General features: G+C 65.6%; 11 protein-coding genes. 1 reads left to right on the top strand and 10 read right to left on the bottom strand.

Annotated elements, in window-relative coordinates; all coding sequences use genetic code 11:
* Positions 1–272: 272 nt before the first annotated feature.
* From LPJ38_RS18585 to LPJ38_RS18540, 10 genes are all read right to left on the bottom strand, one after another.
* Complete coding sequence (locus LPJ38_RS18585; protein ID WP_008553794.1) at positions 273–1,850, bottom strand: Do family serine endopeptidase; 1,578 nt, start codon at positions 1,848–1,850, stop codon at positions 273–275.
* 293 nt (positions 1,851–2,143) lie between these two features.
* On the bottom strand, positions 2,144–2,626 hold the full coding sequence (locus LPJ38_RS18580) for a cytochrome c-type biogenesis protein (RefSeq protein ID WP_145627516.1): 483 nt from the start codon (positions 2,624–2,626) through the stop codon (positions 2,144–2,146).
* A gap of 4 nt (positions 2,627–2,630) precedes the next feature.
* On the bottom strand, positions 2,631–4,613 hold the full coding sequence (locus LPJ38_RS18575) for a heme lyase CcmF/NrfE family subunit (protein WP_145627519.1): 1,983 nt from the start codon (positions 4,611–4,613) through the stop codon (positions 2,631–2,633).
* Positions 4,610–5,119, bottom strand: a complete 510-nt coding sequence (ccmE, locus tag LPJ38_RS18570) for a cytochrome c maturation protein CcmE (protein WP_145627521.1) — start codon at positions 5,117–5,119, stop codon at positions 4,610–4,612. Before ccmE ends, LPJ38_RS18575 begins: the two co-directional genes overlap by 4 nt.
* Positions 5,120–5,156: 37 nt before the next feature.
* A complete protein-coding gene (gene ccmI, locus LPJ38_RS18565; protein WP_145627523.1) occupies positions 5,157–6,257 on the bottom strand; it encodes a c-type cytochrome biogenesis protein CcmI in 1,101 nt (366 codons plus the stop codon).
* 132 nt (positions 6,258–6,389) lie between these two features.
* Positions 6,390–6,659 (bottom strand): hypothetical protein, encoded by a 270-nt coding sequence (locus LPJ38_RS18560; protein WP_145627525.1) that lies wholly within the window; start codon positions 6,657–6,659, stop codon positions 6,390–6,392.
* A gap of 95 nt (positions 6,660–6,754) precedes the next feature.
* The gene (locus LPJ38_RS18555) at positions 6,755–8,158 is read right to left on the bottom strand and encodes a hypothetical protein (RefSeq protein WP_167520185.1); all 1,404 of its coding nucleotides are present in this window, start codon (positions 8,156–8,158) and stop codon (positions 6,755–6,757) included.
* Positions 8,159–8,318: 160 nt separating this feature from the next.
* A complete protein-coding gene (locus LPJ38_RS18550) occupies positions 8,319–9,695 on the bottom strand; it encodes a sensor histidine kinase (protein WP_145627529.1) in 1,377 nt (458 codons plus the stop codon).
* Between the two features lie 93 nt (positions 9,696–9,788).
* The gene (locus tag LPJ38_RS18545; RefSeq protein WP_011085905.1) at positions 9,789–10,463 is read right to left on the bottom strand and encodes a response regulator transcription factor; all 675 of its coding nucleotides are present in this window, start codon (positions 10,461–10,463) and stop codon (positions 9,789–9,791) included.
* A 228-nt stretch (positions 10,464–10,691) separates the two neighbouring features.
* Positions 10,692–10,847 carry a hypothetical protein gene (locus tag LPJ38_RS18540; protein WP_008553760.1) on the bottom strand — a complete coding sequence of 52 codons (156 nt, stop codon included), beginning with the start codon at positions 10,845–10,847 and terminating at the stop codon, positions 10,692–10,694.
* 224 nt (positions 10,848–11,071) lie between these two features.
* Between LPJ38_RS18540 and ku the strand changes: the two genes are divergently transcribed.
* On the top strand, positions 11,072–12,067 hold the full coding sequence (ku, locus tag LPJ38_RS18535; protein WP_145627530.1) for a non-homologous end joining protein Ku: 996 nt from the start codon (positions 11,072–11,074) through the stop codon (positions 12,065–12,067).
* Positions 12,068–12,079 lie beyond the last annotated feature (12 nt).

The following is a 12,079-nucleotide window of genomic DNA, read 5'->3' as shown; positions in this document are numbered from 1 at the left end:
TGCGTTCGGCGACGGTCAAGGGCGTGAACCTTCTCTAAACATGGCGCGGACGGCAATCGCATGCAAGCCGAGCGGGACCATCTCGGAGCGAGGAAAAGGCGGGCGGTGAGGCTGGGGGGACCTCACCGCCCTAGGCCTTCCGACGGAGGGGGGCGTAATTCCACCGGAAGGTAGACAGGGGAAGCGAGCATTGCGCTGCTCCCCCGAAGGGCGCCACCGGCGGGGGCGACTGATGCCGGCGACACCCTTCATCTCGTAAGCCTCCTGACGCCTCAGCCCTTGGCGATGGGCACGGCGACGAAGCGCGACTGGCCGCCGCTCTTCACACGCATCAGGATGCTGTTCTTGTTGTCGGTCCGCGCCGTGTTGATGGCATCGCGGACTTCGCCGGCAGTGGCGACGCTCTTGCCGCCGACTTCGAGGATCACGTCGCCTTCCTTGAAGCCGCGTTCGGCCGCGGCGCTCTTCGGATCGACCTGGGTCACCACGACGCCTTCCTTGCCGGCGCCGGCGACGGAATTGGCGGGCGCAACGGTCATGCCGAGCTTGGGCACGTCGGTGCCGCGGCTCGCACCCTTGCCGCTGTCAGTGTCGGTGTCGGCCTTGGCCTCGACCGTGTTCGGCAGCTGGCCGAGCGTGAGGTTCACCACCTTGTCCTGGCCCTTGTGCAGCACGTTGAGCTTCACGGTGGCGCCGGGCGCCATGCCGCCGATGGTGCGCGCCAGCTCGCGGGCGTCCTTGACGGCTTCGCCGTTGACCGCGGTGATGACGTCGCCGGACTCGATGCCGGCCTTGGCCGCCGGACCGTTCGCCTGCGGCTCCGCCACCAGCGCGCCTTCGGCCTTCTTCATGCCGAGGCTGTCGGCGATGTCGGAGGTGACGGGCTGAATCTGCACGCCGATCCAACCGCGGCTGACCGAGCCCTTGTCCTTGAGCTGGGCGATCACGCTCTTGACGGTGTTGGCCGGAATCGAGAACGCGATGCCGACGCTGCCGCCCGAGGGCGAGTAGATCGCGGTGTTGACGCCCATCACCTCGCCGTTGGTGTCGAAGGCCGGACCGCCGGAATTGCCCTTGTTCACGGGCGCGTCGATCTGGATGAAATCGTCATAGGGGCCGTTGCCGATGTCGCGGCCGCTGGCCGAGACGATGCCTGCGGTCACGGTGCCGCCGAGACCGAAGGGATTGCCGACCGCGAGTACCCAGTCGCCGATCCGCGGCTTGCTGTCGGCAAGCTTGGCGAACGGGAAGTTCGAGCTGCCTTCGACCTTGATCAAAGCGAGGTCAGTGCGCTGGTCGGTGCCGATCACCTTGGCGGTATAGGTCTTGCCGTCGTCGGTGGTGACCTCGACCTTGTCGGCGCCGTCGACCACGTGATTGTTGGTCACGGCATAGCCGTCGGCCGAGATGAAGAAGCCGGAGCCCTGGCCCTGCACGACGCGGCCACGACCGCCCTTCAGCCCCGGGATACCATCCGGACCGCCGAAGCGGCGGAAGAAGCGCTCCATCGGCGAGCCCGGCTGGAACGGCGAGGACTGGTCATCGCCGTCATCGTTGCTCGCGGCCTTCTCCTTCATGTTGACCTTCACCGAGATCACCGACGGCTTCACGCGCTCGACGACATCGGCGAATCCGACCGGACGCTCGACCTTGCGGACCTCGTTGTTGACCTGTGCATGCGCCGGACTGGCGAACAGGTCTGCCGGCGAGGTCGAGGGGCTGAAGCCATAGACGGCCGCGCCGAGACCGGCGACGACCGAGGCCATCAGCGCGATCTTGCGTGCGGAGAACACCGACCGGCGCGGCTGCCGGTAGGACGGAAGGTTCGAGAGGTCGGGACGGTCGGTCATGTAGAGATCTCCAGGGCCTTGAAATTCTTTTGGCGCCCGATGGCGGCACCTTACGGACCTGAACATGGGGGCTCCCGCCTTACCGTGCGCTGGCGGCGGGGTTAAACTTTCGTAATGAAGCCACGCGCGGATGCGGCAGTTTAGCGCAGCAAGAAAAGCGTTGCGCTCCAGGAACTTAGTCGAGTTCCGGTGACACGCGTTAGATCAGGTTTTTGGCGACGTCAGCTCGCCCTGCCGCTGACGATGAACTCGTCGACTTTGCGCTTCCCGGCGGCCTACGTATCATTGCGTAGCTAGGACGACTTCGCGTCGTCCGACATCAAGGAAGCGAGTCGCGCTTTCTCTTCCGGCGAGAGCGGCGGAGCCGGTAGGTCTGCACCGCTTCGCGCACGACGCCGGATTTGCAGCCATAACGCAAGGCCGCCGCCGATCAGCAGCACCGGTCCGAGCAGCCACAACAGCAGGTTCTGGCGTTCGAAGCGCGGCTTGAGCAGCACGAACTCGCCATAGCGCGCGACCAGGAAATCGAGCACCTGCGAATTGCTGTCGCCCGCCGCGATGCGCTCGCGCACCAGGAGCCTGAGATCGCGCGCCAGCGGCGCGTCGGAATCGTCGATCGACTGGTTCTGACAGACCATGCAACGCAGCTCTCGCGACAATTCGCGCGCGCGCCCTTCCTTGACCGGGTCCGACATGATCTCGTCGGGCTGCACAGCGTGCGCCGCAGGCGAGGCCAGCAGCATCAGCGCCACGAACGCAGCCATCATCCGGCGCATCGGATCACTCCGCCGGCTGGAGGCGCTGCTTGGCCCGCGCCGGCTTCGGCGCGCCGACGCGCAGGCGCCGGTCGGACAACGACAGCACGCCGCCGAACGCCATCATCACCGGTCCCCACCATATCAAGAGTACCATCGGCTTGTAATAGATGCGCACGGCAATGGCGCCTTCGGCGGTGGCATCGCCGAGCGAGATATAGAGCTGGCTCGCGCCACGCGTCATCAGCGCCGCCTCGGTGGTGGACGAGCCGCGCGTGGTGAAGCTGCGCTTGGACGGCGTCATGACGGTGACAGGCTCACCGTCGCGGCTGACGTTGAACTCGGCGATCATCTCGCGATAGTTCGGGCCCTGGCGCTGCAGCAAGCCGTCGAGCTTCACGTCGTAGCCTGCGATTTGAGCGACGTCGTTCTGCTTCATCGTCGCGATATGTTCGCTGTTCCAGGTGGTCTCGCAAACGATCCCGATCAGCGCCACGCCGAGACCGGCATGTGCAAAGGCGGAGCCCCAGGCCGAGCGCGGCAGGCCGCGCGCGCGGTGCAGCACCGTCGCGAACGGCAGGCGGACCAGGCCGGTGCGCTCGGCGAGGTCGGTGACGGCGCCGGCAATGACGAAGACCCCGAGCCCGATCGCGAGCGGCGCCAGCGCGCTGCCGCCCCGTACCCAGGCCCAAACGATGGCGACGACGACGAGGCCGGCAACGCCGGCTGCGAGCAAGCGCTGGGTCACGCCGAGCAGATCGCCGCGCTTCCACGCCAGCATCGGCCCGAACGGCACGGCGAGCAGCAAGAGGGCGAACAGCGGGGCGAAGGTGAGATTGTAGAAGGGCGCGCCGACCGACATCTTGAAGTCGGCCAGCATCTCCATCGCCAGCGGATAGAGCGTGCCGAACAGCACGACCGCACAGGCGACCGTGAGCAAGAGATTGTTCAGCACCAGCGCGCCCTCGCGCGAGATCGGCGCAAACAGGCCGCCCTGCTTCAACGACGTCGCGCGTCCCGCGAACAGCGCGAGGCTGCCGCCGATGAACAGGCAGAGGATCAGCAGGATGAACACGCCGCGGGTCGGATCAGTGGCGAAGGCGTGCACCGAGGTGATGACGCCCGAGCGCACCAAGAACGTGCCGAGCAGCGACAGCGAGAAAGTCAGGATCGACAGCAGGATGGTCCAGACCTTCAGCGCGTTGCGCTTCTCCATCACCAGCGCCGAGTGCAACAGCGCGGTGCCGGCGAGCCAGGGCATCAACGAAGCGTTCTCGACCGGATCCCAGAACCACCAGCCGCCCCAGCCGAGCTCGTAATAGGCCCAGTACGAGCCCATGGCGATGCCGAGCGTCAGGAATATCCAGGCAACCAGCGTCCACGGCCGCACCCAGCGCGCCCAGGCCGCATCGATCCGTCCCTCCATCAGCGCCGCGATGGCGAAGGAAAACGAGATCGAGAAGCCGACATAGCCGAGATAGAGCATCGGCGGATGCACGGCGAGGCCGATGTCCTGAAGCACCGGATTGAGGTCGCGTCCCTCGATCGGCGGGCTGGCGATGCGCAGGAACGGGTTCGACGTCGCCAGGATGAACAGATAGAAGGCGCTGGCGACCCATGCCTGCACGGCAAGCACATGCGCGCGCAGCGACAGCGGCAGATTGTTGCCGAATGCCGCAACGAGGCCGCCGAACAGGGCCAGGATCAAGACCCACAGCAGCATCGAGCCTTCATGGTTTCCCCACACGCCGGTGACTTTGTAGAGCAGCGGCTTCATCGAGTGGGAATTCTCGTAGACGTTGGCAACGGAGAAATCCGAGTTGACGTGCAGCATTACCAGCGCGGTGAATGAGGCGCCGACGAACAAGAGCTGCGCCAGCGCGGTCGAGCGCGCCACGTTCATCAGCGCAGGATCGCGCAGGCGTGCGCCGACCAGCGGCACGATCGACTGGATCAGTGCGAGACCGAGCGCCAGCACCAATGCGTAATGTCCTGTTTCCGCGATCACCGCACCGCTCCCTGCGGATTGCCCTGCGCCGTCGCGGCTTGAGGCTTGCTGCCGCCGGAGGCTTTGGGATCGTAATCGTCCTTCCAGTGCCCCTGCTTCTTCAGGGCATCGGCGACGTCCTTGGGCATGTAGGTCTCGTCGTGCTTGGCGAGCACGGTGTCGGCCTTGAACACGCCGTTGGCGTCGAGCGCGCCTTCGGCGACGACACCCTGCCCTTCGCGGAACAGGTCGGGCAGGATGCCCTTGTAGGCGACCGGAAGCTTGGCGCTGCCGTCGGCGACCTCGAAGGTCACCATGAGATTGTCGCCACGCTGGAGCGAGCCAGGCTGCACCAGGCCGCCGAGGCGAAACCGCTTGCCGGGCTCGACGTGCTTCTCGGCGACCATCGTCGGCGTCGAGAAGAACACGATGGAGTCGCGCAATGCGTTGAGCACCAGCGCGGCCGCGAGCGCGAGCACGGCGAGCGAGCTGCCGATGATGGTCATACGTCGCTGCTTGCGGGTCATGGCGTGTCCGTTCTCCGCTCGTGTGGTCCCGACATCGTCATCCGTCGAGCCCGAGAGTTTTGAGGCCATCGTTGAGTTGGCGCAGCCGCTCGGCATTGCCGGCCACCGCCTGCCGGGCATCGGCCGATGCGCCGACGGCCTTCTCGCGCTCGCCCATCACGAGATAGGCGCGTACCAGGCGCAGCCAGCCGTCGACATCGTCGCCGTTCTGCTTCAGCCGCGTGGCCAGACGGTCGACCATGCCGCGCACCATCGCGTTGCGGTCGCCCTCGGCCATATCCTTGGACGCAGCGATCGTCTCATCCGACAGCGCCGGCATCGTGCTTCCGCCGACCCGCGCCAGCGACGATTGCACCAGGGGACGCCAGGGCGCATCCGCCGGCGCCTTCGCAAGCAGCGCGCGCCAGATATTGGCCGCATCGTCCTTGCGCCCGTCCTGCTCGGCGGCGAGCCCGAGGAAATAGTTCGCCTTGGGATCATCGGCATCGAGCGCATGCGCGCGCTCGAACTCGGTCTTGGCTTCGGCAGTCACGACACCGCCCGCGGCCGCCGAGAGCGCCTCGCCGAGATCGGCCCGGCGTTCCGAAGTCTCGCCATTATAGGTCAGCGAGTTGCGATAGGCGCGCACCGCATCGTCGAAGCGGCCGAGCCGCTGCAGCACCGGCCCGAGCACGTTCCAGCCACGGCCGTCGGTCGGATTCTTCTCGAGGTGCTGCTCGACCTGCGTGACCATATTCTCGAGCGTGTTGGACCCCGGCCCGCGCTCGCGCTGCGCCAGCGGAAAATCCTGCAGCCTGGGCGAGCCGAGCGGCACGTAGACGCCGATCGCAACCACCGGCAGGCCGATCAGCGCCAGCACGGCGGCCGCACGGCGCCATTTCAGACTAGACTTCGGCTCCAGTGCCGCTTCGCTGCCGGCCGCGGCGAGCAGCCTGCGGCTGATCTCGACGCGCGCCGCCTCGGCTTCAGGTGCGGCGATCAAGCCCGCACCGAGATCACGCTCGATCTCGGCCAGCTGGTCCTTGTAGACCGCGACCTCGCTGCCTTGGTTTTGCGCGCGTCCGCTGCGGCCGAGCGGAAGGAGCACGGCGAAAATCGCCGCGACCGTCATCAGCGCGAACACGAACCATAGCGTCATCTGGCAAGCTTCCGGCGGGCGCACGATCCGCGCCCATAGGTGGCTTTACACCACGGCTAGACGAGGCGGCAATTGACAATTGTCAATTCGGCGCGACCGCAGGCGGTCCCGAAACGGTGAAACTCCAACGGCTTAGCCGATCTCGAAGTCCGTGCTTTGCGCGGCGTCCTCGCCGTGCCCGTTAAAAGCCTTGAGGAAGTACGTCCCTGCCCGGATCGCCGCCGGCAATCTGATGCGCAGCGCGCCGACGGGAACCGGCGAGGCGACCCTGGTGACCGTTTCCGGCAACTGCCGACCGCTTGCCTTCTCGACCAGCACCACCTTCGCGCCGACCATCAGTCGTTGATATTTGGCAGTGATGACGCGGTTCTCGATTTCGATGGAGCTGATAACGGGTTTCATGCGCCCACAAATAGAAATTCCCCGGACTTGCACGGAGCGTAGGGCTCAGCACCGGCAGCGTCAACTTAAAATTGTGATCAGGAAAAGATGCGTGTCTATCCGCTTGCACGCGACGATTTGCGTTCGCCCGTGAGCGCGTTTTCTGCCGCGCGACTCATCAGCGAGGCGTAATCGTCGCCGAACAGCACCTGACAGAATCGGATCGCGGCCTGCACTTGCTGCTGCCGATAGGTGCGGACCTTGTGATCGGCGGCGCGCAGCGCCTGCACCAGCTGCTCGGTCGAGCGTTCGACATATTGCTGGAGATCGGAATAGGTGCGCAGCGTCACCTCGTTGATCGCGAGCTCGCTCGCATAGTTGCGGCAGGTCGCGACGAAATCGATCAGCGCCACAGCTTCCTCGACCTCGGTGCTGTCGATCCGCGCCCCCGGCGGAATATCCTTCTCGGGGCGCTGGCGCAGGATGCGGCGGACACGGCCGGGAACGCTGTCGATCTCGGATTGCAGCGCATTGGAGATGTCGGCCCGGATCGAAGTCAATTGTTTGCCCCAGGCAGAATCGTTGCGCAGGTCCAGCTCGGTGCGCAGGCCCCGCACACCGTCATGCAGTGTCTTGAGATTGTCGGCGACATTGTCGAAATGGCCGCGCTTGATATCCATGCGCAGGATCGCGGCAACGCGGGACAAATCGTGCAGGGCGATGGTGACGGCGACACCGTAGGGCGTTGCCGCGACGCGGATTTCGTCGTCGGATGCGGCAATCTTGATGGCGAGGCGGATGATCTGCCACGGCGCGGTCATCCGCTGCACGACCATCGACAGTGCAAAGGGCAGCATCTGCGGCGTCTGGAGCACGGGGATGTTGAGCGCCGAGGTCACCGAGGCGATCTGGGAATCGCCGAAGGCGCGCAGGAAGCGCGGCAGCTTCTCGTTCAGGGCCGCGATGGCCTCCCGGACCTGGAGCACCGCACCGATCGAATAGAGGTCCTCGATCACGTTGGGAGGGCCGACCCGGGCGAGCGCGCGCGACTTGTCGCCGCCGCCGGGTCCCGTCAGCTCGAAGATGGCGTCCGCAGCCACCGCCTGGAGCTTCGAGGCCAGGGCCTCGACCTGCCCTGCATTGTCCGCCGGCATGCGGGCCAGCGCCGCCTCGAATTCATTCACCTTGTCCGGCGCGCCGTCGCGGCCGAGCCACTGCCAGATCGGGTGCAGCGAGGAGCGGCGGATCTGCCCGACCCTGACAGGGGCACCCGCCTCCACCAGGAACGGTTCCAGCACCTGAAACAGCAGCCGCGACAGATCGTCCGTGCGAGGTGGCGAGGCGTCGTCGGCTTCGCTCTTGCGGACGATCTTGCGCAGTTGCTCAAGCACGAGGGTTGCCACTGCCGTGTCCTGGCCACGCTCCAGCGCGCGCTCGAACTCCCGCATCAACAGCGCCTGCGCCTGCGGCGGGAGCTGCGCGAGATATTCCCTCAGCCGCTCGATCGATGTCTGGCTCATGCGCCCGGGTAATGCATGGTAAAATGGCGGACCTGGGATGCGTCCGGGCGCGATCATAGGAGGTCCCGCTTAAGAAGCCGTTTAGGAAGAGGCCTCGAAATGCCGCGGTTTCCACCGGAGAGCTATCGGTCGTGACGAAAAATCCCGTGGGAACAAGAGATTACAATCCGGGAAGGACCAGCTCCGCCCGCAGACCGCCGGTCGGCGCGCCGCCAAGCGAGAGGCTGCCGCCATAAAGGGCGGCGAGATCGGTCACGATCGACAGCCCCAATCCGGAGCCGGGCTTGGATTCATCCAGCCGCTGGCCGCGCCGGGAGACCTGGGCCCGCTCGGCCTCCGACAGGCCGCGGCCGTCGTCGTCGACGATGATCCGCAGACGCGGGCCGGTGCCGGTCTGGTGCGGCGTCTCGACCAGAACCTCGATCAGGACGCGCGAGGTCGCCCATTTGCAGGCGTTATCGACGAGATTGCCGACCATCTCCTCCAGATCCTGCCGCTCGCCCCGGAATTTGGCGGACGGATCGGCCTTGGCCTCGACCACGATGCCGCGGTCGCGGTGGATCTTCTCCATGGTCCGCCGCAGCGCCTCGATCGCGGGCGCAACTTCCGTCACCGTCGCGACCACGGAGACCCGTGCTGCAATCCGCGCGCGCTCCAGATGATGGGCGACCTGGTCGCGCATCACGTCGGCCTGCTCCATCACCTTGGACGCGAATGGATCGGCCGGATGGCTGCCTGCCTCATTGACGATGACCGAGAGCGGCGTCTTGATGGCGTGGGCGAGATTGCCGACATGGGTGCGCGCGCGCTCGACGATCTCGCGATTGGCGTCGATCAGCGCGTTGGTCTCGCGCGCCAAAGGCGCGATCTCGACCGGGAATTCGCCCTCGAGCCGCTCCGCCCGCCCGGAGCGGATGTCGGCGATGGATTCCGAGATTCGCTTGAGCGGCGCGAGGCCAAAGCGAACCTGGAACACCGTGGTCAGCAGCAGCACGATGCCGAGCGCCGTGAACGTGCCGCCGAGATAGTAGTCGAAGCTCCGCGTCTCGTCGAAAATCTCGGTGTCGTCGCCGGCGACGCTGACGAGATATTTGCCGTCGGCACCGAGGTCGACCGGTCGCTCCACCATGCGCAGGTTTTGCCCCTCCGGACCGTCGACATAAGCCAGGCGGATGCCGGCGGCGGTGAGTTCGGCGCCCTGCTCCTCGAGCTTCGGCAGCTTCTTGTCCCAGAGCGAACGCGAGGAGCGTACCTCCGGCTTCTCGGTATCGGTGCGCGTGATCTGCCAGTACCAGCCGGACAGCGGCAGCTCGAACAGCGGCTCGCCGAGCGACTGGAACTGGCGGTCCGGCGGCTCGTCGGGGGTCGCGACCTCCGCGATCAGGGTGCGTAGGTAGAGATTGAGCCGGCGGTCGAAGGCGCGTTCGGTGGCGTCCTTGTAGACCGACGACAGCACCACGCCGGTGATGGCCAGGATCACCACGAGCCAGGCGGTCGCCGACAGGAACAGGCGGTTCGCAAGCGAGCTAGCGGCCATCGGTCATGAACCCGGAAGGCGCGATGTCAGGTCGTCGGATGTCATGACCGGACCAAGGCCCCTGTTCGGCCTCCCGTCAAGTCCGCGAGGGGCTCAAGCGCCCGGAGCCGGCGGCGGGGTCAGAAGATAGCCGAGGCCGCGGACGGTCTGGATGATGTCGACGTCGAGCTTCTTGCGGATGCGGCCGACGAAGACCTCGATGGTGTTGGAGTCGCGGTCGAAGTCCTGGTCGTAGAGATGCTCGACCAGCTCGGTGCGGGAGACCACGCGCCCGGAATGGTGCATCAGATAGGCCAGAAGCCGATATTCGTGCGAGGTCATCTTCACGGGATTGCCTGATACGCTGACCCGGCCGGTCCTGGTGTCGAGGGTGACGGGACCGCAGCTGAGCTCGCTCTGGGCGTGGCCGGTCGAGCGGCGCAGCAGCGCGCGGATGCGTGCCAGCACCTCCTCCAGATGGAACGGCTTTGCGACATAATCGTCGGCGCCGGCATCGAAGCCCTGCACCTTGTCGCTCCAGCGGTCGCGCGCGGTGAGGATCAGGACCGGCATGGTGCGGCCGTTACGGCGCCATGCCTCCAGCACCGAGATGCCGTCCTTCTTCGGCAGGCCGATATCGAGCACCACGGCGTCATAGGGCTCGTTGTCGCCGAGATAATGCCCCTCCTCTCCGTCGAAGGCGCGGTCGACGACATAGCCGGCGTCGGTCAGCGCCTTGGTGAGCTGGCGATTGAGATCGGGGTCGTCCTCAACAACGAGCAGGCGCACGCGTCTCTCCAAAGATTGGCTGCATCTTGCGCCAGAGATGAGCAATTCCGGCGTGAACTGAATATGAACGCGGGGAACCCGCCAACGTTACTTTTTGGTCATTTAGGATTTCCGCCGGCCCATACGACTGCGCCCACCAGTCCGGCCGGGCGAACCGGCGGCTTGGCGGGCGCAATGTGCCGCGACACGCGGCGAATAGGAAGGGTCCGAGGCGTGTTGGTCTGCCCGTCAGGTCCGGAAGAAGACGAACCAGACGACGGCGAGGATCAGGATCGCCAGCCCGGTCGAGATGGCGAGCAGCGCCGCCACCGAAGGTCCGGGTTCGCCCTGACGGGCCTCGGTCGGAGTTTCGACGATACGGTGCTGCTCTCGCGTGGTTGCCATGATGCCCTCAATCTCTGGATGTCGCTTCGTTAGCCGCGACCTCCTCGCAGCCGTGTCCCGAGCCAACGCGGGATCGAATGCGATGTTCCGACTTTTGCGCTCCGATCGGGCCGCAACCACCGGCCGATTAACGCAGTTGCCAGATTCAGCAACGCCCCTTGCTATGATTCGTTGTTCCCCGATGGTATCCTCGTCATCTGTCCCCGTTGCGTTTGGAGTAGCCCATGGCCCCCCGCGCCAATTGGAAGGGTTTTCTGCGTCTGTCACTCGTGACCTGTCCGGTCGCGCTCTATCCGGCCACTTCGGATACCGAGAAGGTCTCTTTCAACCAGATCAACCGCAAGACCGGCCACCGGATCAAGTATCTCAAGGTCGACGCCGAGACCGGTGACGAGGTGACGTCCGAGGACATCGTCAAGGGCTACAAGGTCGACACCGACACTTATATCGAAGTCACTAAGGACGAACTGGACGACATTGCGCTCGACTCCACTCACACGATCGAGATCGACGAGTTCGTTCCCAAGGCCGACATCGACAGCCGCTATCTGATTCGTCCCTATTACCTCGTGCCCGACGGCAAGGTCGGCCATGACGCCTATGCGGTGATCCGCGAGACGATCCGCAGCATGGACAAGGTCGCGATCGGCCGCGTGGTGCTGACCAACCGCGAGCACATCATCGCGCTGGAGCCGCTCGAGAGCGGGCTGATGGGCACCCTGCTGCGCTACCCCTATGAGGTCCGCAGCGAAACGGAATATTTCGACGACATCCAGGACGTGAAGCTGACCAGGGACATGCTCGATCTCGCCAGGCACATCGTCGAGAAGAAGTCCGGCGCGTTCGAGCCCGAACTCTTCGAGGATCACTACGAAACCGCGCTGATCGACCTCATCAACAAGAAGCGCAGCGGCATGCCTATCGCAGCCAAGGCCGCGCCGAAAACCGGTGGCAACGTCATCAACCTGATGGACGCGCTGAAGAAGAGCCTCGCGACCGAGAAGGACGCTGCGCCCGCGGCGAAGGTTGCCAAGGAAACTGTCAAGGAGACCGTCAAGGGCAAGAAGCCGAAGAAGCGCGTCGTGGGCCAGCGCGAGATGCTGCTGCCGATATCTGGCAAGGTCGGCAAGGACGCCACGGCAAAGACCGCGCCCAAGGAGGCCGCGAAGAAGGCCGACAAGCCGGTGCGTGCGCCGGCGCGGGCGAAGAAGGCCAGCTAGAGGCTTCACACC

Source organism: Bradyrhizobium daqingense, assembly GCF_021044685.1.
Taxonomy (GTDB): Bacteria; Pseudomonadota; Alphaproteobacteria; order Rhizobiales; family Xanthobacteraceae; genus Bradyrhizobium; species Bradyrhizobium daqingense.
The sequence above is the reverse complement of the archived record's forward strand: the minus strand, read 5'-3'. Positions and strand labels throughout refer to the sequence as shown.

Bases quoted from the DNA above. Each gene is read 5' to 3' on its own strand.
- LPJ38_RS18555 (WP_167520185.1), bottom strand. From the start codon at position 8,158: ATGAGCCAGACATCGATCGAGCGGCTGAGGGAATATCTCGCGCAGCTC.
- LPJ38_RS18560 (WP_145627525.1), bottom strand. From the start codon at position 6,659: ATGAAACCCGTTATCAGCTCCATCGAAATCGAGAACCGCGTCATCACT.
- ccmE (WP_145627521.1), bottom strand. From the start codon at position 5,119: ATGACCCGCAAGCAGCGACGTATGACCATCATCGGCAGCTCGCTCGCC.
- ku (WP_145627530.1), top strand. From the start codon at position 11,072: ATGGCCCCCCGCGCCAATTGGAAGGGTTTTCTGCGTCTGTCACTCGTG.
- LPJ38_RS18580 (WP_145627516.1), bottom strand. From the start codon at position 2,626: ATGCGCCGGATGATGGCTGCGTTCGTGGCGCTGATGCTGCTGGCCTCG.
- LPJ38_RS18540 (WP_008553760.1), bottom strand. From the start codon at position 10,847: ATGGCAACCACGCGAGAGCAGCACCGTATCGTCGAAACTCCGACCGAG.
- LPJ38_RS18550 (WP_145627529.1), bottom strand. From the start codon at position 9,695: ATGGCCGCTAGCTCGCTTGCGAACCGCCTGTTCCTGTCGGCGACCGCC.
- ccmI (WP_145627523.1), bottom strand. From the start codon at position 6,257: ATGACGCTATGGTTCGTGTTCGCGCTGATGACGGTCGCGGCGATTTTC.
- LPJ38_RS18585 (WP_008553794.1), bottom strand. From the start codon at position 1,850: ATGACCGACCGTCCCGACCTCTCGAACCTTCCGTCCTACCGGCAGCCG.